Here is a 24,942-nt window from a genome sequence, read left to right on the forward strand (position 1 = left end):
ACCCGGAAGACCCACCGATGAAGACACGCTCCGTTCCCCGTACCCGCTGGGTCCAGCACACCGAGGCCGGCGAGACCCGCACCGTCCCCGACCGCTACACCGAGGACATTCCCGTACCGCCCCGGGACTGGGACCACATCCTCCTGAAGGCCGCGCTCACCGCCGCGGTTGCCTTCACCGGCGTCTCGGTCGTGTGGTCCGCGGTCTCCGGCGGCGGACTCCTCGCCACCACCGCCACCCCCTGGGTCGCCTACCCCGTCGCCCTCGCGTACGACGCCGCCTGGATCACCTGCCTGATCCTGGAGTGGCTCGCCCGCCACGACCCCGACCGCGCCGTCCTCCCGCGCCGCCTCGGCTACGCCGCCCTGGCCATCGTCATGGTCGTGATCTACGCCCACGGCCACCTCGCCGACCAACGAGTCGCCGGGATCGCCGGCGCGGCGATCAGCCTCATCGCGAAAGTCCTCTGGTCGCTGGTCCTCGGCCGGTTCTCCTACGAGCTGCCGACACTGACCCGGGAGTGGGTACGTGTCTCCCGCGCCGAGATCGGCGCAGAGCTGGCCCTCACCCAGGAGCGCCGCCAACTCGACCGGATGCGCGGACAGTCCCTCGCCCTCCAGGCCGCCACCCGCACCACCCCCATGCCCGCAACACCTCCCGTCGCGACACCCGCCACACCCACCGTCGCACCCGCAGCACAGCCCGCCGGACTCCCGCCCGCCGCCACGCCCACACACCCCCCGCGCAACACCCAGCCCCCGCCCGCCCGTCGCACCCAGCGCCGCCGCACCACCCGCCGCGCCACACCCGTCCCCCGGCCCGCAACGCCCCCGCAGCCCGGTCCCGCGACGCTGCCTCCGCCCCCGCCCAACCAGATCCCGCCCGGCGCCACGCTGCTCCCCGTCATCTGCCCGCCCCGCAGCACCGCCGCCCCTGCAACACCCATCCCACCTGCGGCGCAGCACACCGCCGCGCACCCCGCGACGGCCAGCACCGGGCCGGTGGAACGCGTCGCAGCCGCCGCAGCACCCGCTGTCGCACCCGTCCGCAGCGCCGAGCTGCTGCTCACCGTCGCGGACGTCGCACGGCTGCGCGGCGTCAAGCCGGGCACGGTCCGCTCCTGGGTCAACCGCGGCAAGCTCACCCCCGCGCCCGAGAGCAGCGACGGCCGCAACGTGTTCCGTCCCGAGGCCGTCGCAGCCCTCGACAACCCCACCGCGACACCCCCCGTCGCACCGTCGCAGCCCGGCCCCATGGAAGGCGGCTACGCGTGAGTGCCGAGCCGGGCGCCGACGAGCGCCGCGTGCAGCATCTGCTCCGCCGCCGCGGCGTCGGCCCGAACGGCGACCCGGCCCCGGTACCCCCGCCGCGCCCTGCCCGGCCGCCCCGGATGCCGGCCCCGCGGCCGGACCGGGGGGACTGGGTGGACGAGGCGGTGGCCGCATCCCGCGCGCAGCGCCCGCGCCCGATCACCCCGACCCGGATCATCCCGCCCGGCACGCCGCTGCCCCTGCCTGAGCGGGTCCCCGAGCACGGCGAGGTCCCTCCGCAGCGGCCCGCGCCGCCCGCGGCCGCGCCGCCGGCTGTTCCGCCGCCGCTCCCGCCGAACGGCTGGTACGGCCCCGGCCCGTACGCCGGACCGCCAGTTCCGGCCGGGCCGATCGAGGTCCACGTCACCCTCACCCCCGCCGCGCCCGCGCCCGACCCGACCTGGCGCGAGCGAATCATGGAGTGGCTGCGTACCTACGCCAGCCCCACCCAGGCCATCCTCGGGCTGGTCCTGGCCGTCGCGCCCATCCCCGGCGTCGGCTACAGCGCGGCCGCGGTCTGGTACGAGACCGTCGCCGGCGCCCGGGACTTCGGCTCCGGGTGGGGCTACGCGCTCGGCGGCACCGCCCTCGTCCTCACTGCGGCAGGCCTCGCCCGCCGCCGAAGCCTCACCGGCGGCAAGACCAGCAGCTTCCTGCGGATCTTCTTCTTCGCCACCGCGCTCGTCGGCTCCTTCGGAGCCATCAACCTGTACGACCCCGTCACCTGGATCACCGGAGTCACCCCATGATCGGCACCACCCTCGCGGGCGCCACCATCGCCACCGCGATCCTCTTCCTCAGCATGCGCAAGTGGTGGACCGGCGGCCGCCAGTTGAAGGACTTGATTCCCACCGTGCAGGGCCTGCTCACCGGCGCGATGAGCACCGTGTGCGTCGGGGGCCTCGCCGGATGGCTCTCCGGCTGCACCCGCCAGGCCGTCAACTTCGGCGGCGGCACCGCCGTGTCCGGCACCACCGGCACGGACTCCAGCGGCCCCATCGCCACCGGCACCATGGGCGCACTCAGCGAAGAGGGCGGCGTCGTCGTCTTCCTGCTGTTCGTCGCCACGATCGCCGCGTACAAGGCGTTCAACAAGGAGGAGAAGGGCCGCCTGACCGGCGCCATGGTCGCGGGCAGCATCCTGTGCGCGACCGCAGGCGTGGCCGGAGCGCTCGACAGCCTGCCCGGCATCGCCAACGGCCTCGGCGCCGCCGGCGTGTCCCTGTTCGAGGGGAAGAGCCTGTGAGCACTCCGCTTCAGCGCCTCGCCGCCCGCCTGTGGGACGGCTCCCTCATCCGCGCCCGCCAGCTCGCCGCCCGCGTCGCCGCGTGGATCCGGGCCGGCCGCCGCGACGACCTCACCGGCCTCGCCGCCGTCCTCGGCGTCTGGCTCCGCGTGCTGCTCGCCCTCCTCGGCGGCTACCTCCTGTGGCGCCTCATCCGCGCCGTCCCCGGGCTGCTCTGGCTCATCGTCCCCGTGTGGTGCTGGTCCGCCGTCCGCGCCGTCCCGCCCACGGACGACGCGGAGGACAGCCCCGAAGAGAGCGCCAGCGGGGGCACTGAGAGGTCCATGCGCGACGACGTCCTGGCGCTGCTCTTCGACGTCCTCGGAGACCGCCCCGCAGTGCACCTGTCCGAGGTCCTCCAACACCTCCAGAAGCAGGGCCAGGGAGAGGGCTGGACGGTCACCGACCTGAAGACCCGTCTGGAGGCTCTGGGCATCCCGGTCGAAGCCAAGGTCAAGGCGGGCGGGAAAGGGCCGACCCGCGGGGTCCGCCGGGACGCCCTCCTGGCCCTCTCCCCGGACGCGGCCCCGGAGGCGTCTACCTCCCCGTCTACCGCCGCCTGACCTGCACGTCTACCACGCCGTCTACCGGCATCTACCCCTGATCTCCCGGCGGATCTACCGCCGGTCTACCTCACCGAGAGGCACCCACCGTGACTCAGCAGACCGACGCCCCGCAGGGCACGCACCACTTCGTCATCACCATTCAGAAGCCTCTCCTTGGAGGCGGCGGCTTCGCGATCGCCGACATGCACGGCTTCATCACCCTGCCCCCGGCCTGGAGTCGCCACGACGCCTTCGAGGCGATCCGCGAGGAGCACGCCCGCCGGAACCCGGACACGGAGGGCGGCAGCGTCCTCTTCTTCTCCCTGGAGCTCAACCAGCTCTGACCCCGGGGCGGCCGGCTCACTGCCAGGCGAACGGCCGCCCCGGGCCCCATCACCCACCAGGAAACAGGAACCGCATCATGACATTCGCTCAGGCGATCGCCACCGTCCTCCGGTACACCAGCCCGACGCTCGACTACTGCCCGACGCACGCCGGCCACTACCCGCCCAGCCATTTCCCCTGCGGGTGAGAACCGCTCAATCCCACCCGCACAGCACCCGCCCGAGGAGACGATGACCATATGACCCCACCTCGCCCCCGCCGCGAACAGACCACCCTGCCGGGCATCGCAGACATCCGCATCGTGGCCGACGAAGCCACCACCGAGATCGTCCTGGAAGCGCTGCGACGCGAGTTCACCGTCACCACGCCCCGGCCCTACTCCGGCGGGCGCAGCTACCTCCAGCTCGACACCGGCTCCACCTCACCAGACCCCGACACGGAATGAGGAACTGACATGAGCAAACGCTTCGCGCCGGACTGCGGCGCCATCAAGCCCGACGAGGAGTGCGGCGAGTGCGAGGCATGTGACGAAGCCGAGTACAACGGCATCGTGAGCGACAACGAGGCGGGCATCATCACCGACGCTGAGGCGCTCGCCCGGCACGCTGACCGCGGGGACATCTGAGCGACGCCCGCCACTGGAATCTGAGCCCCGCCGTCACCCCCCGCCGGCGGGGCTCACCCATACCCGCCTGTTCCCAACGCGACGGCTACTTGCGCGGGACCACGCGGCCCGGAGAGCGGAGGGCCGTGTGGTCGACGGCGGCGATGATCTCGTCCATATGCCGCTCGGTCCGAATACCCCCTGGCTCATCGACCACGACCAGGGCGTGCTGGATGACCGCCTTGTAGTGCAGCAGCACGAAGGCCAGCTCGCTCGGACTGTGCGTGGCGTAGTGGGCCACGAAGTCCTCGTCGCTGACGAACGGCGCGAGAGTGCCACAGAGGACGCACCCCTCACCCGTACCTGCGTAATCCACGAGCTGCATGCACCCACCCTGCCCGACGTCATCGCTAACGGCAGGGCCTTCGCCATACCCGCCCGCAGCCGGACTCCGCTGCGCCACCATGGGGCCATGACCGAGCCCACCAGCACCGTGGAAGTCGAGCTCCACGGCGGCCCCCTCGACGGCGAGCACGTACCCGTAGACCTCACCGACCCCGACCCGTGGACCGCGATCATCAGCGACCACGGCCAGTACCCCGGCGGCCGATCCCTCTACGCCCCGGATGAGGCAAGCGTCTGGCGATGGGTCAGAGACCTCCCCTGGGACGCCCTGTGAACCGGCCGCCCCGCGAGAGACTGAGGGCATGAGCGACGACCTGGTGGACTTCCTGCGGGCCCGGCTCGCCGAGGACGAGGCGGCAGCCGTGATCGCATCGGGCGTACTGCACCCGGCCGCCCACTGGTCCCTGGACGAATGGACCGGCAGAGAAGAGCCCCACTCGCTGATCGCGCAAGGCACCGCGGCGCAGCCGGTACTGATCGGGCACTTCACAGCGGACCCGGTGCCTACCGCGCAAGCGGCCCACATCGTCCGCCACGACCCGGCCCGCGTCCTACGGGAGATCCAGGCGTACCGAACGACCGTCGACGAGTACGAGATCGCCCTTTGGGCGCAGCCGGACGCGGACCAGGCCGCCTACTGGCAGGCTCGCCGCGACGCCCTGCGGGAGACCTGCCTCCGCATCGCCACCGTGTGGGCCGACCACCCCGACCACCGCTCGGAGTGGCGACCGTAGACGGTGGGACAACCCCGCGCATGAGGGGTGACATCCGGCCATCGCCGGGCGTAGCGTGACGCAACCGGCGGCGCGGCAGGGCTCGCACGACTTCCCGCGCGCGAGGACCTTCCCGTCCTGCTGCGCCGTCGGCCGTACGGCCCCGCCGAACCCCCGCGGCGGGGCCGTACCCATGCCCGGCGGAGCACGGACCGTATCCACCGCCGCTTGACTCTGCGTGATCTCCTGCCGCATTCTGGGGGCACGTCCGGAGTGCCCGGACGCAGAAGCCCCGCCAACGAGCGGGGCATCGCTGTCTCCGGGACCACCCAGCGGGCCGCTCGCCGTGTAACGGCACGGTCACCCGCCGGACAGGCCCGACCCTCACGCGACACCATGCTCCCCTCAGCGGCACCATCCCAGGGGGAACCATGCGCGCCCAACTCGCCGTCGTCGCGGCCCTGCTCGTCACGCTCACCGCCTGCGGGAGCACCGAGAACACTCCGGTACCCGAGACCAGCGCCAGCGCTTCGGCCGCCCTCTCCTCCGAGGAGGCAGCCCAGGCGTGCACCGACGCCGTGTACGACGCCGACTCAGCCGCCCGGGAAGCGGGCACCGACGCCGACTGGCCGATGCCAACGGAGTGCACGCACCTCGACCCCGGCGACTACGTCGACATCGTCTTCGCCGTCAACCAGCAGCTCAACAAGAACGCCCGCGACGAACTGGAACGGCAAGCCGAAGAGGCCAAAGACAACCAGCAGTAGCCCAGGAGGCGCCCGTGGCCGGCAACCCGCGCAACGGGCGCCCCTACCGCCGCCTCTGCGCCGTACAGCGCGCCCTCGGCCTCCCGTGCTGGATCTGCGGCCACAACATCGCCTACGAGATCCGCGGCCCCGAGGCAGGCCGCCACCCGGACGCCTTCACCCTCGACCACCTCGTCCCCCTCAGCCTCGGCGGCGTCCTCCTGGACCCCGCCAACGCCCGCTCCGCGCACCGCCGATGCAACAGCGCCCGCGGCAACCGCACAGCCGTACGGCAGCCCCGCACCTCCCGGAGATGGTGAGTGACCATGGACGTACCGCCGCCTGCCCGCCCGTTCCTCGTCCGCCTGACCGACGGCCGCGCGTGGCCCGGAGCCGAGTTCGCAGACGGGTTCGTCTGCGTCCACCACCCGGACGAGCCCACCGTGTGCACCATCGCCGTCTCAGTCGACGCCCTGCTCGAGGACCGCAGCCCCGGAGACCCGCTCCACGGCGCACGAGTCGAGCGGCAGGACGACCGCCCCGACCACCGCAAGGAGTACGGGCCGTGACCAAGTCGGACGACGACCACGCCGCGCTCAAGCAGCGCTTCGCCAACTCGATGGACAACCCGCGGCTCCGCATCCTCACGCCCATCACGTCCCGCAACTCCGCCTGGACGGCCCGTACCGGCCTCTCCTGGTGGCTCGGCTACGCCCTGCACGAGCCCCGCGAGTTCGCCTACGTCACGCCACGCCGCATCGCCTGCCGCGTCCTCGGCCGCCACAACCCCACCTGCATCGGACGGCCCGCGCCACACCCGCGCCGCTGGTGACACCATGGACGGCATGGACGACCTGGTGAAGTTCCTCCGGCACCGCCTTGACGAAGACGAGCGGGCTGCCCTGGCAGCCTCGTGGGACGAGTGGGACGGTAGCCACTGGACGGCGCACCACCGCGAGCAGCACGACGGACGATGGGTCATCATCGACCGCGCAGACGAAGGCGTCACGGAAGTGACCCCGCAGGCGGCCGACGACGAGGCGGTGGCTCGACACATCGCCCGCCACGATCCGGCCCGCGCCGTACGCAGCGTTGAGGCCCATCGCGGTCTGCTCAAGCAGTACGAGGAACCCGAGACGAGTGCGGCCCTCCCCGACTCGTTCAACACGTACACGGCTCGCATGCAACGCGCACACCTGACCGCCGTGTTCCGGCATCTCGCCCTGGCCTACGCCGACCACCCCGACTACCGCCCGGCATGGCGGCCGTAGGGCCCGAGCCTCCCGGAGGCGGGCATGACCCAGAAGGCCACCCTCACCCCCCGTCGCTCACCGGCACCGCCACCGCCCCCGCCACCCCCGCCGCCCAAGAGTTGCCCGTGCTGTACGTGATCACCGGCCCGCCCGGCGCGGGCAAGTCGGCGTGGATCCGGGCGCACGCCAAGCCGTCGGACATCGTCATCGACCTCGACCTCATGGCCCTGGCGATGGCCGGTCCCGGCGCCGATCACCACGCGCACACACCCGAGCTGCTGCGCGTCGTGCACCGCGCCCGCCAGGCGGCCCTGTACGAGGCGGAGAAGGTGCTGGACACCGTGGACGTGTACGTGATCCACACCATGCCCCAGGCCAAGGCTCGCGCCCGCTACAAGCGACTCGGCGCGCGCATCGTCGTTGTAGATCCAGGCGAAGCGATCGTTCGTCAACGCGTACGGGACATGCGGCAGCCCGCCATGGAGGCGGTGGTCACCCGCTGGTACGCCCAGCATCGCAAGGGTGGTTCACGCCCCGTCACCCGGCAGGCATCCCGGGAGTGGTGAGCTGCGCCGGGCGCCCCCGGCGCGGCCCCGGCCGGTGATCATCAGCGCTCGATGATCACGCTTCGGGGAGAGAGTGGATCAAAAGTTCAGGGCCGGAGCGGGCGACCCAAACGCCCTTGTCGCCCGGTTTTTTGCGCGCCCGATTCAAAGATCATTTCCCCAAAGCTCGACCTAGGCACTAAATGATCATGAACCGTCAAACGATCTTGCCGCCATGATCACCCAACGTCACTCCGAGTGACATTGCTATGAGTGACGGGAGGCGAATGATCATGGTGGCTCGGCAAGTGCGCGCGGAGATCAAACAGCTCGGCGCCGCGGACACCGCGCCCGGCCTCGCGGCCGTCGCGATCCGCCTCGCCACCGCCCTCGACGCCATCCCCGCGGGTGAAGCCCCGACGTCACAGGCGGTAGTTGCCGACAAGCTTGCGGCGATCATGATCAAGCTGCGCGCCCTGGCGCCCGTTAAGGAAGCGGGTGATCCTGTCGATGACATCCGGCGTCAGCGAGAAAAGCGCAGGTCAGAGGCGTACGGCCGTACGGGCACCGGCGACGGGTAGACCTCCGGGGCGCCGCGCCGCCCTCTACGGCGCGCAGCGTCCGCGGATCCAGACCGTGCCCGCTACGCTGCGTTCGTCGGCGGGCCAGGAGGCCATCGACCTGGCCCTGCGGGCCGGCCTCGAGCTGGACCCGTGGCAGCAGTTCATCCTCCGCCAGGGCATGGGCGAGGACGCCGACGGCCGGTGGGCCGCGTTCGAGATCTGTGTCAACGTCCCGCGCCAGAACGGCAAGGGCGGGGTCGCCGAGGCCCGGGAGCTGTGGGGCCTGTTCATCGGCGGCGAGGAGCTGATCCTCCACAGCGCGCACGAGTTCAAGACCGCGATGCAGGCGTACAAGCGGATCGAACGTCTGATCCGTCAGACCCCTGACCTGCATAAACGTGTCAAGCAGTATCGCAAGACGGTGGGCCAGGAGTACATCGAGCTCCACTCGGGCCAGGTCCTGCGGTTCATCGCCCGCTCGCGAGGCTCGGGCCGGGGCTTCACCGGCGACTGCAACGTGATGGACGAGGACATGTTCCTCGGCGACGACGAGATGGACGCCCTCGGGCCCACCATGTCGGCGATCGACGACCCGCAGATCTGGTACCTCGGCAGCGCCGGCGTCGGCGCGCCCTCCGTGCAGCTGGCCCGGCTGCGGCGGCGCGCCCTGGCCGCAGCCGAGTCGGGCACGCCGGACCCGTCGCTGGTGTACCTGGAGTGGTCCATCGACCCGCACGTACAGGAGTGCCCGCCGGACTGCGCCGACCACGACGACCCCGCGTCGGACGAGGCGGTACTCAAGTCGAACCCGGGCATCGGCTACCGGCTCACGCTGGAGAAGACGGAGAACGAGCGGCGGATGATGAGCACGGAGGGCTTCGCCCGTGAGCGCCTCGGCGTGGGCTCGTACCCGGTCGAGGAGGAGGACGGCTGGCGAATCGTCTCCGAGGACGCGTGGCGGGCGCTGACGGACCATACGTCGCAGATGGTCGACCCCGTGGCGTTCGCGGTCGACGTGACGCCCGAGCGGTCGCACGCGGCGATCTGCTCGGCCAGCGTCGCCGACGTGCCCGGCCGTGACGACCAGGGCCAGGAGTTCCCCCGGATCCAGATCGAGGTACCCGAGCACCGGCCCGGCACCGGCTGGGTGGTCGAGCGGCTCATGGAGATGGTCGGCAAGCACAAGCCGTGTGCGGTCGCCGTCGACAAGGGCGGGCCGGCCGCGTCCCTCATGACGGCGATCCGCACCGCGCTGGAGGAGCGCGGCCTGGGCCACCTGCTGGTCGAGATGACGACCCGCGACGTCGCCGCGGCGTACGGGCAGTTCATCGACGCGATCGGCGAGGAGCGGCTCGCGCACCTGGACCAGGCGCCGGTGGCCACCGCTCTCGCGGGCGCGGACCGGCGCGCGGTCGGGGACGGCTGGGCCTGGGCGCGCCGTGGCGTGCAGGTCGACATCAGCCCGCTGGTGGGTGTCACGCACGCAGCGTGGGCCCACGGCGAGCGGGCGCATCTGGAGCCGGAAGGGGCACCGAACCTGTGGTGACGGAGCGTGTTCTCACTGTGTGTGAGGTGGTGTTCGTCCTGGCCGTACTGGTCGGGGTGGGGCTGTGGAGCGTCCCGGCCGCCCTGGTGGCGGGCGGGGTCCTGGGTGTGCTGGCGTGCGAACGCGCGTCGGCTGAGAGGCGTGCCGCTGGGCGGCGGCACGGTGGGGAAGCAGGGGGAGGTGAGCGGCAGCGATGAGTCTCTTCGGGCTGTTCGAGGGGCAGCAGCGGCGGGCGCTGGAGAACCCTGCGCAGCCGCTCACCTCCTCCGCGCTGCTGGACTACCTCGGCGGGCAGGCGGTCGACGCCGGCGTCTCGGTCAGCGAGCGTACGAGTCTGCGGATGCCAGCGGTGTGGCGGGCGGTCGGGCTGATCTCCGGGGTGTCCGCGGCGTTGCCTCTGCCCACGTACAGGGACGGCACGCGGACCAAGGTGCCGACGGACCTGCTGAAGGATCCGCACCCGGAGCTGACGCCGCTGGAGGTCTGGCGCCTGGCCTACGCGCACCGGGTGCTCTGGGGTAACGGCTACGTGCAGAAGGTCCGCGACGGCGCCGGGCAGGTACAGGAGCTGTGGCCGGTCACACCGGACCGGGTCCAGGTCGAGCGCGTACGGCCGTCCGACGAACTGCCCGGCGGGAAGCTCTTCCAGGTCACGGACGACTGGGGTGTCCAGCACGTCCTGACGTCGCGGGAGATCCTGCACATCCCCGGTGTCGGCTACGACGGGCTGACGGGCTGCTCGCCGGTGCGGCTCGCCGCGCAGGGCATCGGCCTGGCGCAGGCGGCGGAGAAGAGCGCTGCCCGGCTGTTCGGCTCGGGAAACCTCATCGGCGGCGTGCTCCAGACCGAGCAGCGGCTGAACTTCGACCAGGCCGAAGCCCTCAAGTCGCGGTGGAAGGCCAAGATGTCCGGGGTCGCCAACAGCCATGAGGTGGCGGTCCTGGACTCTGGCGCCTCCTTCAAGCCGGTCGCGATGCCGAACACGGACGCCCAGTTCCTGGAGTCCAGACAGTTCGGTGTGGTCGAGATCGCGAGGATGTTCGGTGTCCCGCCGTTCCTCCTGATGGCGACGGAGAAGTCAACGAGTTGGGGCACCGGGCTGGAGCAGCAGGCGCAGGGTTTCGTGACCTGGGACCTCGCGCCCACCTGGCTGACGCCCACCGAGCAGCGCATCACCAAGGAGCTGCTGCCGCGCGACCTGTACGCGAAGTACCAGCTCGGAGGGTTGCTGCGGGGGGACAGCGCGGCGCGGGCGACGTTCTACCGGGCCATGAGGGACGTGGGCGCCTACACCGCCAACCAGATCCTCGACCTGGAGGACCTGCCCCCGATCGACGGCCCGGAGGGCGACCTGCGGTTGCAGCCGCTGTACATGGCGCCCCTCGGCTCCAACCCCCTCGCACGCAACGCGGAGGGCGCCCCGGCCGTCGGTAGCAACGCGGCCCGTGCGGCGGCGCTCATGGCCGAGGCGCACCGCCTCCTGCAGACCCCCGACGAGACCGACGCACACCGGCCGGAGGCCGTTGACGACACCGAGGAAGGCGACGCCTGATGAGGACTCTGACCAGGGCAACGACGACCGAGGAGCGCCGCCATCTGCCGCTGTCCACGGCGGAGGTCTCCCTGCGCGCCGACGACGGCCAGGACGGCGCCGACGGCGCGGAGAGGTTCAACGGGTACGCCGCGGTGTTCAACTCCCGGACGGCGATCGGGAACCCGCTGCGCTGGGGGTTCTACGAGGAGATCGCCCCGTCCGCGTTCACCAAGACCCTCACCGAGGGTGATGCGCGGATGCTCATCGACCACGACTCGTACTACGTCGTGTCGCGGGTGTCGGCCGGCTCGCTGCTCCTGGCGGAGGACGCGCGCGGCCTAGCGGTCGACTCCGCCCTCGACACGGGCCTGTCCTACGTGTCCGACCTGAAGATCAACATCAGGATCAAGAACGTCACCGGCATGAGCTTCGGGTTCTACGTCGTCAAGGACGACTGGACCACGGAGACCGTGACCACGTCCGACGGGCAGACCGCCGACGTGGAGGTACGCCGCATCCTCGAGGTCCGCCTCATCGAGGTGTCCGCGGTGACGTTCCCTGCGTACGAGGACACCGAGGCCGAACTCGCCTCGGTGCGCTCCGCGCTGGTGCGGCGCGGGGACGCCGCGGCGATCGAGCGGCGGGCCGTGTGGCGGCCGGAGCTGCGCGACCTCCTGCGCCTGGTCGACGGCGACGACCGCCAGGACGCGGCGCCCGCACCGGTGCAGGCGGAGCCGGTGGCCGAAGTGCGGGCGGCGATCGCCGTGCACTCCACCGGTACGTCGGACGCCGCATGGGACGGACCGGCCAACGCGCGCGATCTGCCGGCGGACGAGGAGGCGCTGCGGCTGGCGCACGCCTGGGTCGACCCGGACGGCGACGCCGCGGCGAAGGCCTCGTACCGGTTCATCCACCACTTCGTCGGCGTGGACGGCGACGTCGGCGCCGCGTCGACGGTGGCGTGCACCACCGCGATCGGCGTACTGAACGGTGCCCGGGGCGGCACGACGCTCCCCGACGAGGACCGCCAGGCGGTCTACAAGCACCTGGCCAGGCACCTCAAGGACGCCGGGATCAAGGCCCCAGAACTCAAGCAGGTTGAGAGCGAGCCGGGTGAGTCCACTCGCGAGACCAGCACGACGGATACCGAGACCACGCCAGTCGAGCCGGCCGCTGCCACTCGCCTGTCACGCGCCTCGGTCGATCTGGCCATGAGCGGGCTGGCCGCCCGCTACGGCCTCACCCAGTAACCGACTCACCCGACACCCGGCCCACACCGGCCGGGCGTTCGGCATGCCCACAGAACGGAGGGCCCTGTGCCCACATCCCAGCTCACTCGCCTGGTCGAGGAGCAGAACAAGACGTGGCAGCGGATGCTCGACATCAGGTCCGCCGCCGAGACCGACGGCCGCGACCTCACTGCCGAGGAGCGCACCAACTGGGACGCCGCCGAAGCGCGACTCACCGAGATCGGCGCCGACATCGACCGCATGACGAAGATGGCCGCGCTGGAGAAGATCGACCGCAGCCAGATCGTCACCGCCACCGGCGAGCCCGAGGACCGTCGCAGCGGCGACCGGGAGGAGAAGGCTAAGCGGTACGCGGACGCGTTCGGCATCTACCTGCGCGGCGGCATGGACCGGCTCAGCCCGGACCAGCGCAACCTGATGATGGACAACGAAGTCGACCTGCGCGCGATGGGCGCGGGCATCGACACGGCCGGCGGGTTCACCGTTCCGGACGAGTTCCGCAACGTCATGACCGAGACGATGAAGGCGTTCGGTGGTCTGCTCGGTCTGGCCGAGGTCATCCCGACCGGGACCGGCGCCGATCTGAAGTGGCCGACGAACGACGACACCGGCAACGAGGGCGAGATCCTGGGCGAGAACCAGCCCGCCGGCGAGCAGGACCTCATGCTCGGGGGGAAGACCCTCAAGGCGCACATCTTCTCTTCCAAGCAGGTCAAGCTGTCGATGGCGCTGCTCCAGGACTCCGCGTTCCCGCTCGACTCGTGGGTGCCGAAGAAGCTTGGCGAGCGCATCGGCCGGCGCGCAGCCAGGGCGTGGACCACGGGCACGGGCGTGGACCAGCCGGAGGGCCTGACCACCGGCGCGGTCGTTGGGAAGGTGGGCGCCAACGGGCAGACCACCAGCCTCGTCTACGACGACCTCGTGGACCTGGAGCACTCGGTCGACTCCGCGTACCGGCCTGGCGCCCAGTACCTGATGCACGACAGCACACTCAAGCTGATCCGGAAGCTGAAGGACACCCAGGGCCGCCCCCTGTGGGTGCCGATCCCCGCACCGGGATTCCCCTCCACGATCAACGGGTTCGGCTACACCCTCGACAACTCGATGCCCCAGCCGGGTGCGTCCGCGAAGACGATCGCGTTCGGCGATTTCAAGGCGGGCTACGTCATCCGTCAGGTCCAGGCTGTGCAGACGCTGCGCCTGGTCGAGCGCTACGCGGAGTACCTCCAGGTCGCGTTCCTCGGGTTCTCCCGCATGGACGGCATGATCCAGGACTCCTCCGCGATCCGCATGTACCAGCACTCGGCATCCTGACCGCCCCGTCCGCCGTACGGCCCGGCCCCACGTGGGCGCCGGGCCGTACGGGGTTCTGACCTGAGAGGAGCGATCCCATGAGGGACGCGTACAACAACATCCGCCCGCGCATCGGTCTGCCGTTCTCGGCCCGTACGGCCACGGCCACCGGAACATCGGTCGACCGGGCCGAGAACGGTCTGGCCTACCAGGACGCGCTGATCACGGTGGCGACGGGGACGATCACCGATGGCACCCACACCATCGACATCAAGGAGTCCGACGACAACTCGACCTGGACGTCGGTGGCTGCGTCGGATCTCCAGGGCGCCAAGCCGGTGCTGACCAGCTCGGCGGGCGGCGCCTCCACCCTGGACGTCGGCTACAAGGGCATGAAGCGGTACGTCCGCGTCGATGTGACCGTGGCCTCCGCGACGACGGGCGGCGTGTACGGGGCGGTCGTCATCCTCGCCAACCCGCGCACCGCGCCGGTGGTGCACTCCTGATGGCGCGCATCCGCGTCCTGGAGTCGATCGCGGGCGCCGACTTCTCGTGGGTGCCCGGCGACGTGGTGGAGCTCCCGGAGGAGCAGGCCGCGGCGTGGGCGGACGGGCACCGGGCCGTACGGGCGGACGACGTGCCGGAGGCCACCAGCGTCCTCGGGCCGGCGGAGCTCGCGCCGGTCGTGACCACGGTGGACGGCATGGTGCTGCGGGTGGTGGACGCTGTGGTCGAGGAGGTCGACGTGCCGGGGCCGGACGGCGGCAGTCTGGCCGGGGTGCGCTGGTCGGTGACCGTCGCCCTGCCCCCGGACGACCCGGACGCCGTGGACGCCCTCGGCCCCGTCAACGACCCGGAAAGCCCTGACGAACCGGATACCCCGGATGCGCCGGCGGTGTTCGTCCCGGGCGAGCACAGCAACCGGGAGGTTCTCGCCTACCTCGCGACCGCCGGGGAACAGGAGGCGCTGCGCGTGCTCGAGGAGGAAGCGGCCGGGCAGGACCGGGCCGGTATCCGTAAGGAGCGGGATGCCGTCCTGGACCAGGCCCGCGTCAACGACGTGGCCCGCAACGGGCGCCAGGAGGACGCGGAGAAGGCCGCCGAGACCTCGCGCGGCGGCGGTCGCGGCGACGGCATCGAGACCCGATGAGGAGGTGGTGAGCGGTGCCGTACGACTTTGGCGCGACGGCGCGCCTGTTCGCGGAGTGCCGGGACCCGGGCGGCACCCTCACCACCGCCACCACCGCGGTCCTGACTATCGGTCTGCCCGACGGCACCAGCACCACCGTGCCCACCGAGGAGACCACCACCGGCCGCTACCAGGCCGACTACCCCACCACCCAGCCCGGACGGCACACCCTGGCCTGGCTGTTCACCGGCCCGGCCCACGCGTACACCGACGTCCTCGACGTACGCCCGACGCTGGCCACCGCGGTGATGTCGATGGCCGACGCCCGCGCCCACCTCAAGTTGACGAGCACCGCCCGGGACGCGGACGTCCGCCAGTGGCTGGAGGTCACCACCGACGCGGTCGAGTGGTTCACCGGGCCCGTCACCGTACGGACCGTCACCGAAGTGCATCAGGTGCGGCAGGTCCGTGCGCTGGCCCTGCGCCAGGCGCCCGTCCTCGAACTCCTCGACATTCAGCCCGTCCACTCCGGCGGCAGGGCGTACGACGTTGTCCAGCTCACCATGGACAGCACGACCGGAGTGGTGCAGCTCCTCGCCGGGCCCGGCTACCTGTACGGGCCGCTGCGCGTCACCTACCGGGCTGGCCGCCCGGTCGTGCCGCCGTCGATTGCTGGTGCGGCCCGCATCATCCTCGGGCACCTGTGGCGTACGCAGCAGGGGCCGGGCCGCCCGCAGACCGGCGGCGGTGACGACTTCGACGTGTCCGAGCCGATCCCCGGCCTCGGCTACGCCATCCCCAACAGGGCCGTCCAGCTCCTCAGTCCGTACCAGCTACCACCAGGGACCGCGTGATGCAGACCTCCGCTGTACCCGCGGCGATCGCCGCACTGCTCGACATCTGCCGCAACGCCCCGGGCCTGGACGGGGTGACCGTGGTCGACGGACCGCCGACCGTCGACATGTCCGACGCCGACCTGGTCGCCGTCGGCTGGGCGCCCGGCGGCGACGGCGGCGCCGAGCTGGTCCAGGACTTCGCGTACGCCGGGGCCCGGTCTCGGGACGAGGACTTCAGCGTCACGTTCTGGGTGGAGTCCTGGTCCGGCGACGACGACATCGCGGCCCGGCGGGCGCGCGCGTTCGAGCTGCTGGCCGCCATCGAGACGGCGATCCGCGCGACCGGCCCCAACCCGGAAGCGCCCACCCTGGGCGGCGCCGTGCTGTGGGCGCACCTGACCCGGGCGCAGCTCCAGCAGATCGCCACCGACCAGGGCGCCCGGGTGGGCATCACCGGCACGGTGACGTGCCGCGCCCGCATCTGACCACGACCAAACACACGAGGAGAGATCATGGCGCGTGTGCGCTACATCGGGCCGGAGCCCGTGACCGTCCCCGAGCTGGGCGGCCGACAGGTCGACCTGGACGAGGTGGTGGAGGTACCGGACGACCGCTACGAGGGCTACGTCTGCCAGCCCGCCGCGTGGGAGTCCGTGGAGGAACCGACGACCAACGAGCCGGCGCCCGTGTCCGCGCCGCTGAAGAAGGCCGCGGGCAGGACCGCGCCGAAGGGAGCTGACCTCTGATGGCGATCGGATCAGGGCTTGGCGCCCAGCTCGGTATCGCGGCGGAGTCCACGTACGGGACGTACGTGGCGCCGACGAAGTTCGTGGAGTTCACCAAGGAAGGGCTCCAGCTCAAGAAGACGACCGCGCAGTCTGCGGGGATCGCGGCGGGCCGGTTGCTGCCGCTGTCCTCCCGCCGGGTGGTGACGCAGCGGGAGGCGTCCGGCAGCATCGACATGGAGGTCACCAACAAGGCGATGGGCGTGCTGCTCCAGTCGCTGATGGGAACCAGCGTCACGCCGGTGCAGCAGGCCACGACCGCGGCCTACCTCCAGACGCACCTTCTCGCCGACATCGCGGGCAAGTCGCTGACGATCCAGAAGGGCGTGCCGTTGACGACGGGCGTCGTCACGAAGAAGAACTTCGTCGGCTGCAAGGTGATCAGCGCCGAGTTCTCGTGTGAGGTCGGCGGCATGCTGACCGCGTCGTTCGAGATCGACGCGAAGGACTGCGAGGAAACGTCGGTGCTGGCGACGGCCACCTACCCCGCGATGAGTCCGTACCACTTCGGACAGATGGCGGTGAAGACCGGTGCTTACGCATCGGAGACGGCCCGGGACGGCGTCCGCAAGGTCAGCATCAAGATCGAGCGGCCTCAGTCGGTGGACCGCTTCTACGCCAACAGCTCCGCGCTGAAGAAGGAACCCATCACGAACGACCAGGTGAAGATCACCGGGTCGATCGAGATGGACTATGTCGACACCGTGCTGGACGACCTCCACACCAGCGACGCGGCCACGTCCCTGCTCTGGGAGTTCAAGGGCGCCAACATCGCCAGCACCTTCGACGAGCGGATCACCTTCGCCCTGCCCGCGATCCGCATTGACGACGCCCCGCCGACCGTCGAAGGGTTCGACGTCGTCAAGCCCACGATCAACTTCACCGGGCTCTACGACGGCAGCAACCAGCCGAAGATCGAGTACATGAGCACCGACATCACGCTCTGACCGGCGGGAGGTGACCCCGTGGTCCAGGACGTCCGCATCCTCAACACCGGCACCCTGCTGATACTCCAGCGCAAGCTGCGCGCGGCCGGGCACGAGAACATCCGGGCCAGCATGCAGCGGCGCATCCGGCATGCGGCCGAGCCGCTGCGTGACGATCTCCAGGACACGATGCGCACCCTGCCGATCCGCTCCAGCGGCCGGGCTCAGGGGAAGCGCGGCGGCCCGTCCCCTACGCGCCGGCCGCTGCGCGCGACCCTCGCCGCGGCGATCCGGATCAGCGTCCGTACGACCGGCAACCCGGGCGCCCGCGTGTGGATGGACAAGAGCGCTCTCCCGCCGGACCTGAAACGCATGCCCGACGTGATCAACAGCGGCCGCATCCGGCACCCCGTATTCGGGAACCGGCGCCGCTGGGCCACCCAGACCACCACCCCCCTGTGGTGGGACAAGACCATCCGCAGTCACACCCCGCGCATGGAGCGCGAGGTGGCCCGCGTCCTCGATGACGTGCGCAACCGACTGACCTGAAAGAGAGCAACCGATGATCGTTGTGTACACGCCGGACGGCGGCCAGCCGGAGCACTACGACGCCCGCAAGCTGCTGCGGTCCGAGGCGTCGCTGGCTCAGTCCGTGACCGGGAAGACCTGGGCGAAGATCAAGGCCGGGCTGCCGGACGACGACCTCGACTCGATGTGCGCCGTGGTGTTCGCGTACAAGAAGCGCCAGGACCCCTCGCTCCGCTGGAGCGGATTCGACCCGGGCGTGGAGGAACTGGTCACCCGCTTCGACAACCGCGAGGCGAAGGACTACGTCACGAACGCCCTGGCCCTCCGGGCCGCCGATCCGGAGGTGGCGCTGGAGCAGATCGCGCACGCGCTGCGGGACCTGCCCGACGCGTGCATCGACCCGGAGTACGCCCGCCAGCTCATCGCGGAGATGACGACCGAGGACCCAAAAGACCCGGAGTCCGAGCAGGCGCCGGAGCCTCGCGTAGAGATCCTGTCGGCGGGCCCGCTGGTGGAGATCTCCCCGAACCCGAGCCCGACATCGACATCGCCCGGCAGCAGTACCTCGGGCTCTTCGCCCACCTCCTCCACATCCCACCCGCAGCCGTAGACGCCCTGTACGTCGACGACTTCGAGGTCCTCATCGCCTGGATGGATGCCCACCAGGCCCAGCAGTCCGGAGGCGATGAGTAGTGGCCCGCCTGACGTTCATCCTCGACGGCCGAGACCAGCTCTCTCGCGTGCTGAACCGGGCGGGGGACTCCGCTCAGCGGCTGCATCGTCGCCTGGCCACCGCCGCCAACGGCAGCTCCAGCGCGATGGGCCGCATGCAGCGGGACGTCGCCAACCGCATGGCCGGTCTCCAGCGGGACGCGAACGCAGGAGAGAAAGCGATCGACGCGCTCGGCGGCGCGCTGCTGTCGCTCGCCCCCGCGGCGCTGCCCATCGCGGCCTCGCTCGCGCCGATCGTCGCGGGCACGGGCGCTGCGACCGTCGCCGTCGCCTCGTTCACGGCGGCGATCATTCCGCAGATCGGCGCCATGAACGAGGCGTCCGAAGCGGAGAAGAAGCACGCGGACGCCGTCGCGAAGTCCGGTGCCCGCTCGGAGCAGGCGGTCACCGCGCACCAGGAGTACCTGGCCGCAGTCCAGGCGATGCCACCCGAGACCCGGAAGGCCGCGGCGGCGCTCGGCATCCTGAAGGACAACTTCGCCGACTGGTCCGACACACTCGCCGCCGACACCATGCCGGTGTTCACCAAGAGCCTGGCCGTAGCCAACAGCCTCCTCCCCCGGACGACGGGCCTGGTGAAGGGCACCAGCCGTGAGCTTGACCGGATGGTCACGATCGCGGCCGGATCCATGGCAACGCCGGGCTTCGACGCCCTCAACACCAAGTTCACCCAGTTCGCCACGCGCACGCTGCGCCAGGTCAACGAAGGACTCCTGTCGCTGGGACGGTCCGGCACCGGCCGCGTTGGTGGCGCGCTCTCCGAGTTCATGACCTACGCCCGGGAGCAGGGGCCCGTCGTGGGCGAGGTCCTGCGCAACATCGCCGAGGCACTGATCCATGTCCTCGATGCGGGCGGCGACGTCGGCGTGGGCATGCTCGACATCGTCAACGCGCTGACCGGCATCGTGGCCGCCGTCCCACCCGGGGCCATCGCCGCGCTGCTGCAACTCGCCCTCGCCATCAAGGCGGTGAAACTCGCCGGGGCCGGGATGGTCGCGGTCCGCTCGGCATTGGCCGGCGTCGGTATCCAACTTGTTGCGATGCAGACCGCTGCGGCGGCGGCGCCCGGCAGGCTCAGTGCGGTGACCGCGGCGATCGGCACTCTGTCACGCGGGGCCAAGCTGGCGATGGCGGGGACGGGGATCGGGCTGCTGATCCTCGGGCTCATGCAGCTCTCCAGCATGGGCAAGAAGACGCCGCCGGACGTCGACCGGCTGACGACCGCGCTCGGGCAACTCGGCTCCACCGGCCGCGTGTCCGGCGAGGCCGCGCGCGCCTACGGCAAAGACCTTTCGGGGCTCGGCGAATCCCTGCGGGTGCTGGCCCGCCCGTCGAACGCCCAGGGGATTCAGCAGTGGCTGACCTCGCTGATCGGCATGGACTCCACCCCGGTCAAGGAAGCGAAGCGGGACCTGGACGGTGTCGACAAGGCGCTGGCCAACCTCGTCTCTTCCGGGAAGCCGGAGTTGGCGCGCGCCGCGTTCGACCAGGTGGCCGCCGCCATGCGGAAGCAGGGCATGACCAGCGGCGAACTGCGCGCCCAGCTCGGCGACTACAAGGCCGCGCTGGCCAACGCCGACTTCGAGGCCAAGCTCATTGCACAGAGCATGGGCTTGTTCGGCGCGCAGGCGGGCGAGGTCCAGCGGAAGCTCGACGCCCAGAAGGCCAGCGCTGACGGGCTGCGCCAGTCGATCCAGGCGCTGAATGACGTGCATCGCAATGGTCTCGGCGGCATGATCGGGTTCGAGGCCGCGATCGATGCCGCAGCGGAGGCGGCGAAGAAGAACGCCGGCGCGCTGGAGATGTCCGGCGGGAAGCTCAACCTCAACTCGGAGAAGGCCCGGACGGCGGCGAGCGCGCTCAACGACCTCGCGGCCAAGACGGACGAGGCGGCGGCACAGGCCCGGCAGTCCGGGGCGTCCTGGTCCACCGTCAACGGCATCTACGACCGGGGCCGCGCCAAGCTGATCGAGTCCGCGCGGGCGATGGGCCTCAACAGGGATAAGGCGAAGCAGCTTGCTGACCAGATCCTGCGGACGCCGGACAAGACTGCGAAGCTCAAGGGGAATCTGGAGGACCTCCAGGCCAAGCTGAAGTCTGCCAAGGGTCAGCTGAAGTCGGTGCCTGACTCGCGACGTGCGAAGCTCCTCGCGACGATCTCCGACCTCCAGGCCAAGGTGGCCGCGGCCAAGCGTGCGATCGGATCCGTACAGGGCAAGACCGTCAGCGTGATGGTCCAGTACCGGACCAGCGGCTCCAAGGCGTCCGCGTTCGCCAAGTCCATCGGCGGCTACGCCGGCGGCGGTAAGCCCAAGCCGGGTGAGCTGGCGTGGGTCGGTGAAGAGGGCCCGGAGCTGATGCGCTTCGGCGGGGGCGGGACGGAGATCTACGACCACCGCTCCAGCATGCGCATGGTCGCCGACGCGCGGACTGCCGGACGGGACGCGGGCCTCGGCCTCCAGCGCGGCATGTCCGTGTCGACCGGCGAGGTCGGCGCGGGCGGCCGGGCCATGGCGGACGCGATCCTCCAGGGGATCCGTGACGAACTGGAGATCGCCTCCCCGTCGAAGAAGACGAAGGCCCTGGCCGCCGACGCGGGCAAGGGCCTGATCATCGGCATGACCGGCTCCAAAGCCCAGATCAGCGCGACGGCGAAAGACTTGGTCAAGGACATCTGGGCGGCGTGGAAGGGCACCAAGTCCACCAAGGACTCCAAGCTCGTCGCGATGGTCAACCGGGACACGGCCAAGCTCCAGGGCCTGGCGTCGAAGCGGGACGCGCTCGCGCAGAAGATCGCGGGGGCGAAGAAGAACGCGCAAGGGTGGACGGAGACGGCGCGCCAGGACGCGTCGCTGTCCGGCCTCGGCATCGAGGAGGGGCAGGTGTCGGCCGGGTCCATCCAGGCCGGTCTGAGCGCCCAGCTCGCGAAGATCAAGCAGTTCACGAACTACATCAAGATCCTCGGCAAGCGCGGGCTGGCCAAGAGCATGTTGAAGCAGATCCTCAACATGGGGCCGGAGCAGGGATACGCCTACGCGTCCGCGCTGGCCGGGGCGTCCACCACCACCCTGAAGTCGATCACCTCCCTCCAGTACGCGGTCAACTCCGAGACGGACAAGTTCGGCAAGGTCGGCGCGGACGTCATGTACGACGCGGGCGCGGCGTCGGGGAAGGGGTTCCTCACCGGGCTCAGCAGCCAGCAGAAGGCCATCGAAGCGCAGATGGTGAAGATCGCCCAGGGGATGCAGAAGGCCATCAAGAAGGCTCTCGGGATCCGTTCGCCCGCACGCAAGCTGATGCCCGACGGGGCCAACGCAACGAAGGGCCTGGCGGTGGGACTGGTCCAGGGGATTCCGTTCCTGGACCAGGCGCTCGCCACCGTCACCGGCCGCGTCGCCGCGACCCGACCCGCCCTCGGCGTGCCCACTGTGGGCGCGGCCGGTGCGGCCGGCGCGGTCATGAACGTGGACATCCGCGTCGAGGGAGCGATGGACCCCGTTGCGGTCGCGCAACAGGTCCAGAAGCTGCTGCTCATGCTCAAGCGGAACCAGGGTGTCAACGTCAATCTGCTGGGGGTGACTGCCTGATGGCGCTGCTGATGGAGATGGGCTGGGGCGGGCTGGTGCAGTACCCGTGGTCGATCACCTGGACGGATGTCTCGTCGCGATTGGACATGGTGCAGGGGGTGAGTATCACCCGAGGCGCCCAGGACGAACTGTCGGACGTCCAGCCCGCCAGCATGTCCGCCCGCCTCGACAACCAGGATGGGGCCCTGACGCCGGGCAACCCGAACAGCCCGTACTGGCCGTTCGTCCGCCGGAACACCCCGGTGCGGGTGGCGGTCACCACGACCACCGCCCGCACCGGGGCCGCGCCGTGGTCGCTTGCCCAGCTCGCGGACGACTTCGACGACGACCGGATCGACACCGGGCTGTGGCCCAACAGCTATGGCGGCGCGGTCGAGACCGGCGGGCGGGCCCGCATCCCCGTCATCCCCGGCGGGTTCGCCGCCTACCAGACCGCACGGTCCTGGCTGCTGGCCGGCTCCCAGCTCTCCCTGAAGATCGCGACGCTGCCCGGCGTCTCGGGATCGTCGGCCGCCTCGGTGTCCGTCATGGTCAACAGCACCACCGCCGGAACGAGGTGCGGGTTCACGTACTCGCCGCTCGGGGGCGGCACGCTGCGCCTGGTGTCGGAGACCGGCTATTTCGACGGGTCGGCCACCGTGCTGACGTACTCGGCGATCGACCATGTGTGGCTGCGGATCCGCGAGTCCGCGGGCACGCTGCGCTGGGAGACCAGCGGAGACGGCACCACGTGGACCACGCAGCGCACCCTGGCCACACCGGCCTGGGTGACCTCCCAGCAGGTAGCGGTCGAGATGGTCGCCAACCGCACCGGCGGAGCCGCTGACTTCTGCGAGTTCGACCTGGTCGGGCACCGGCCGCGCTGGCGGTTCCACGGCACCCTCAACGATCTGCCGGTCTCCTGGAACGGACTCGTGTCGACCGTGACGGTCACGGCCACCGACCTGTTCAAACGGCTCAACCGGCTGCCCGCGCTGAAGAGCTGCCTGGCAGAGGAGATCATGTCCTCGGTGCCGGTGGGCTACTACCGGCTCCTCTCCGCGTACTTCCCGATGGCCGAGGAGACCGGGGCGACGGCGGCCGGCGACCTGTCCGGCCGAGGTGCGGGCGCCATCGCACAGACCCAGGTCGGCGCGGGCGGCACGATCGAATTCGGGGCGGCCGGGCTGCCCGCGACCGGCGACACCTGCGTGACGTTCACCCCGGCCAGCGCGTCGGCTGGCCGGTACCTCACCGGAGACCTGGGCGCGCTGTTCCAGTCCGACAGCAACGCGACCCCGGAGCACACGGTTCTGTCCCCGATGATCGAGGTGTGGATCAAGACGTCCACGGCCGGGCGCGCGATCCTCGGCCTGTACGAGCCGGGGCTCGATCACCGCCTGGTCCTTGCCCTCAACGGCAGCGGCGTGCTGACGGTGGAGCACACCGAGGACGGCGGGAGCCTGACCACCGTCACCACCGCCAGCGCCAACTTGGCTGACGGCGCATGGCATCACATCGTCCACGACAACGCGGCCAAGACCATCTGGGTGGACGGCGTCCAGATCGGCGGCAGCCTGGCCATCAGTACCCAGGGCAACGCCCGCATCCTCCATGTCGGCGGGTACGGCGGCGGGCGCCTGTGGTCCGGGCAGATCGCCCACCTCGCCATCCACCACGCCAACGGCCCCCTCGGTGCCGTCTATGCCGACCACTACACGGCCGGCACCACCGGCTACGCGGGAGAGACCGCGGCCCTTCGGATCGCCCGCCTGGCCCGGTATGCCGGGCTCACCTCCGTCACCGTGTGGGGATTCACGCACGACCCGGTCGCATCCCAGGGCGAAGGCGGCACAGGCGTGCTCCCGCGCATGCGGGAGGTCGAAGCCACCGAGTCCGCCCGGCTGTTCGCCGAGCGCGACTACTTCGGCCTCGCCTACCAGAGCCGGGACATCCGCTACAACCCGAGCCCCAGCCTGGAGACGTTCACCTCCGCCTACGCCGACCTCGAGACCGGCGGCGTCGAACTCGCCGACGACGACCAGAAGCTGTGCAACGCGGTCGAAGCGAGCCGGCCGGGAGGGGCCACCCAGCGAGCGACCGCGTCCGCCTCGGTGCTGGCGTTCGGCCTGTACGAACAGCAGCTCACCCTCCTGAAGATGAGCGACAACTCGGTGCTGGACGCGGCGTACTGGCAGGTCTCCCGCTACGCCAACCCGCAGCCCGAACTGCGCGAGGCAACGATCGAGGCGTACACGCACCCCCGCTACAGCGACATCCTCGACGCCGACATCAGCTCGTACTTCTCCATCAACGACCTGCCCGTACAGGCCCCGGCCAGCTCGATGCGCGTCACGATCGAGGGCTACTCGGAGACCATCCGCGAAGCCAGCCACGTGCTCGCGTTCCGCACCAGCACCAGCGCCCGCGACTCCGTCTGGGTCCTGGACGACCCCACGTACTCCGTCCTGGACTACACCACCCGCCTCGGCTACTGAGGAGC

General features: G+C 70.9%; 31 protein-coding genes. 30 read left to right on the forward strand and 1 reads right to left on the reverse strand.

Translation table 11 applies throughout. From position 1 onward, the window contains the following. Positions 1-17 precede the first annotated feature (17 nt). From ACFXKG_RS18415 to ACFXKG_RS18445, 7 genes are all read left to right on the forward strand, one after another. On the forward strand, positions 18-1,274 hold the full coding sequence (locus ACFXKG_RS18415) for a helix-turn-helix domain-containing protein (protein ID WP_384839583.1): 1,257 nt from the start codon (positions 18-20) through the stop codon (positions 1,272-1,274). Further along, positions 1,271-2,059: a hypothetical protein gene (locus ACFXKG_RS18420; RefSeq protein ID WP_384839586.1), complete on the forward strand. Its 789-nt coding sequence runs from the start codon at positions 1,271-1,273 to the stop codon at positions 2,057-2,059. Before ACFXKG_RS18415 ends, ACFXKG_RS18420 begins: the two co-directional genes overlap by 4 nt. Next, positions 2,056-2,556: a hypothetical protein gene (locus ACFXKG_RS18425; protein ID WP_384839589.1), complete on the forward strand. Its 501-nt coding sequence runs from the start codon at positions 2,056-2,058 to the stop codon at positions 2,554-2,556. The genes ACFXKG_RS18420 and ACFXKG_RS18425 overlap by 4 nt, the downstream gene beginning before the upstream one ends. Continuing rightward, positions 2,553-3,158 carry a hypothetical protein gene (locus ACFXKG_RS18430; RefSeq protein WP_384839592.1) on the forward strand — a complete coding sequence of 202 codons (606 nt, stop codon included), beginning with the start codon at positions 2,553-2,555 and terminating at the stop codon, positions 3,156-3,158. The genes ACFXKG_RS18425 and ACFXKG_RS18430 overlap by 4 nt, the downstream gene beginning before the upstream one ends. A gap of 89 nt (positions 3,159-3,247) precedes the next feature. Next, positions 3,248-3,484 carry a hypothetical protein gene (locus ACFXKG_RS18435; RefSeq protein WP_384839594.1) on the forward strand — a complete coding sequence of 79 codons (237 nt, stop codon included), beginning with the start codon at positions 3,248-3,250 and terminating at the stop codon, positions 3,482-3,484. 239 nt (positions 3,485-3,723) lie between these two features. Continuing rightward, positions 3,724-3,930, forward strand: coding sequence for a hypothetical protein (locus tag ACFXKG_RS18440; protein ID WP_384839597.1), 207 nt, complete (start codon positions 3,724-3,726; stop codon positions 3,928-3,930). Positions 3,931-3,939: 9 nt separating this feature from the next. Beyond that, positions 3,940-4,110, forward strand: a complete 171-nt coding sequence (locus ACFXKG_RS18445) for a hypothetical protein (protein ID WP_384839600.1) — start codon at positions 3,940-3,942, stop codon at positions 4,108-4,110. Positions 4,111-4,195: 85 nt separating this feature from the next. Here ACFXKG_RS18445 and ACFXKG_RS18450 read toward each other — a convergent pair whose 3' ends face one another. After that, positions 4,196-4,474 carry a hypothetical protein gene (locus ACFXKG_RS18450; RefSeq protein ID WP_384839603.1) on the reverse strand — a complete coding sequence of 93 codons (279 nt, stop codon included), beginning with the start codon at positions 4,472-4,474 and terminating at the stop codon, positions 4,196-4,198. Positions 4,475-4,561: 87 nt separating this feature from the next. Between ACFXKG_RS18450 and ACFXKG_RS18455 the strand changes: the two genes are divergently transcribed. The 23 genes from ACFXKG_RS18455 to ACFXKG_RS18565 all read left to right on the forward strand — a co-directional run bounded on the left by ACFXKG_RS18455 (position 4,562) and on the right by ACFXKG_RS18565 (position 24,937). Continuing rightward, on the forward strand, positions 4,562-4,768 hold the full coding sequence (locus ACFXKG_RS18455; RefSeq protein WP_384839606.1) for a hypothetical protein: 207 nt from the start codon (positions 4,562-4,564) through the stop codon (positions 4,766-4,768). Positions 4,769-4,796: 28 nt separating this feature from the next. Then, positions 4,797-5,228 (forward strand): DUF6221 family protein, encoded by a 432-nt coding sequence (locus ACFXKG_RS18460; protein WP_384839609.1) that lies wholly within the window; start codon positions 4,797-4,799, stop codon positions 5,226-5,228. Between the two features lie 410 nt (positions 5,229-5,638). Further along, positions 5,639-5,974 (forward strand): hypothetical protein, encoded by a 336-nt coding sequence (locus tag ACFXKG_RS18465; RefSeq protein ID WP_384839611.1) that lies wholly within the window; start codon positions 5,639-5,641, stop codon positions 5,972-5,974. 14 nt (positions 5,975-5,988) lie between these two features. Further along, positions 5,989-6,273 carry an HNH endonuclease gene (locus ACFXKG_RS18470; protein WP_384839614.1) on the forward strand — a complete coding sequence of 95 codons (285 nt, stop codon included), beginning with the start codon at positions 5,989-5,991 and terminating at the stop codon, positions 6,271-6,273. Positions 6,274-6,279: 6 nt separating this feature from the next. Beyond that, positions 6,280-6,522 carry a hypothetical protein gene (locus tag ACFXKG_RS18475; RefSeq protein WP_384839617.1) on the forward strand — a complete coding sequence of 81 codons (243 nt, stop codon included), beginning with the start codon at positions 6,280-6,282 and terminating at the stop codon, positions 6,520-6,522. Beyond that, complete coding sequence (locus ACFXKG_RS18480) at positions 6,519-6,785, forward strand: hypothetical protein (protein ID WP_384839620.1); 267 nt, start codon at positions 6,519-6,521, stop codon at positions 6,783-6,785. Before ACFXKG_RS18475 ends, ACFXKG_RS18480 begins: the two co-directional genes overlap by 4 nt. Before the next feature lie 13 nt (positions 6,786-6,798). Then, the gene (locus tag ACFXKG_RS18485) at positions 6,799-7,224 is read left to right on the forward strand and encodes a DUF6221 family protein (protein WP_384839623.1); all 426 of its coding nucleotides are present in this window, start codon (positions 6,799-6,801) and stop codon (positions 7,222-7,224) included. Between the two features lie 107 nt (positions 7,225-7,331). After that, positions 7,332-7,772 carry an AAA family ATPase gene (locus tag ACFXKG_RS18490; RefSeq protein WP_384839627.1) on the forward strand — a complete coding sequence of 147 codons (441 nt, stop codon included), beginning with the start codon at positions 7,332-7,334 and terminating at the stop codon, positions 7,770-7,772. Between the two features lie 272 nt (positions 7,773-8,044). Next, on the forward strand, positions 8,045-8,332 hold the full coding sequence (locus tag ACFXKG_RS18495; protein WP_384839630.1) for a hypothetical protein: 288 nt from the start codon (positions 8,045-8,047) through the stop codon (positions 8,330-8,332). Between the two features lie 55 nt (positions 8,333-8,387). Beyond that, positions 8,388-9,860: a terminase gene (locus tag ACFXKG_RS18500; protein ID WP_384839633.1), complete on the forward strand. Its 1,473-nt coding sequence runs from the start codon at positions 8,388-8,390 to the stop codon at positions 9,858-9,860. 193 nt (positions 9,861-10,053) lie between these two features. Next, positions 10,054-11,412: a phage portal protein gene (locus tag ACFXKG_RS18505; RefSeq protein ID WP_384839636.1), complete on the forward strand. Its 1,359-nt coding sequence runs from the start codon at positions 10,054-10,056 to the stop codon at positions 11,410-11,412. After that, positions 11,412-12,644: an HK97 family phage prohead protease gene (locus ACFXKG_RS18510; RefSeq protein ID WP_384839639.1), complete on the forward strand. Its 1,233-nt coding sequence runs from the start codon at positions 11,412-11,414 to the stop codon at positions 12,642-12,644. Before ACFXKG_RS18505 ends, ACFXKG_RS18510 begins: the two co-directional genes overlap by 1 nt. Positions 12,645-12,710: 66 nt before the next feature. Beyond that, on the forward strand, positions 12,711-13,958 hold the full coding sequence (locus ACFXKG_RS18515; RefSeq protein ID WP_384839641.1) for a phage major capsid protein: 1,248 nt from the start codon (positions 12,711-12,713) through the stop codon (positions 13,956-13,958). 77 nt (positions 13,959-14,035) lie between these two features. Next, entirely contained in the window at positions 14,036-14,443 is a 408-nt protein-coding gene (locus ACFXKG_RS18520) for a hypothetical protein (protein ID WP_384839644.1), read from the forward strand. Beyond that, a complete protein-coding gene (locus tag ACFXKG_RS18525; protein ID WP_384839647.1) occupies positions 14,443-15,087 on the forward strand; it encodes a hypothetical protein in 645 nt (214 codons plus the stop codon). Before ACFXKG_RS18520 ends, ACFXKG_RS18525 begins: the two co-directional genes overlap by 1 nt. 14 nt (positions 15,088-15,101) lie before the next feature. Next, positions 15,102-15,920, forward strand: a complete 819-nt coding sequence (locus ACFXKG_RS18530) for a hypothetical protein (RefSeq protein WP_384839650.1) — start codon at positions 15,102-15,104, stop codon at positions 15,918-15,920. Next, positions 15,920-16,387: a hypothetical protein gene (locus ACFXKG_RS18535; protein ID WP_384839653.1), complete on the forward strand. Its 468-nt coding sequence runs from the start codon at positions 15,920-15,922 to the stop codon at positions 16,385-16,387. Before ACFXKG_RS18530 ends, ACFXKG_RS18535 begins: the two co-directional genes overlap by 1 nt. Positions 16,388-16,414: 27 nt before the next feature. Further along, positions 16,415-16,648, forward strand: a complete 234-nt coding sequence (locus ACFXKG_RS18540) for a hypothetical protein (RefSeq protein ID WP_384839656.1) — start codon at positions 16,415-16,417, stop codon at positions 16,646-16,648. Further along, positions 16,648-17,634 carry a phage tail tube protein gene (locus tag ACFXKG_RS18545; RefSeq protein WP_384839659.1) on the forward strand — a complete coding sequence of 329 codons (987 nt, stop codon included), beginning with the start codon at positions 16,648-16,650 and terminating at the stop codon, positions 17,632-17,634. Before ACFXKG_RS18540 ends, ACFXKG_RS18545 begins: the two co-directional genes overlap by 1 nt. 18 nt (positions 17,635-17,652) lie before the next feature. After that, positions 17,653-18,162, forward strand: a complete 510-nt coding sequence (locus tag ACFXKG_RS18550; RefSeq protein WP_384839662.1) for a hypothetical protein — start codon at positions 17,653-17,655, stop codon at positions 18,160-18,162. A 13-nt stretch (positions 18,163-18,175) separates the two neighbouring features. Beyond that, positions 18,176-18,751, forward strand: a complete 576-nt coding sequence (locus tag ACFXKG_RS18555; RefSeq protein ID WP_384839665.1) for a hypothetical protein — start codon at positions 18,176-18,178, stop codon at positions 18,749-18,751. Between the two features lie 82 nt (positions 18,752-18,833). After that, the gene (locus ACFXKG_RS18560; protein ID WP_384839668.1) at positions 18,834-22,460 is read left to right on the forward strand and encodes a hypothetical protein; all 3,627 of its coding nucleotides are present in this window, start codon (positions 18,834-18,836) and stop codon (positions 22,458-22,460) included. Further along, the gene (locus ACFXKG_RS18565; RefSeq protein ID WP_384839670.1) at positions 22,460-24,937 is read left to right on the forward strand and encodes a LamG-like jellyroll fold domain-containing protein; all 2,478 of its coding nucleotides are present in this window, start codon (positions 22,460-22,462) and stop codon (positions 24,935-24,937) included. The genes ACFXKG_RS18560 and ACFXKG_RS18565 overlap by 1 nt, the downstream gene beginning before the upstream one ends. The last annotated feature ends 5 nt before the right edge of the window (positions 24,938-24,942 follow it).

Origin of the sequence: Streptomyces sp. NPDC059255, assembly GCF_042752355.1 — a bacterium.
In the GTDB taxonomy this organism is placed as follows: Bacteria; Actinomycetota; Actinomycetes; order Streptomycetales; family Streptomycetaceae; genus Streptomyces.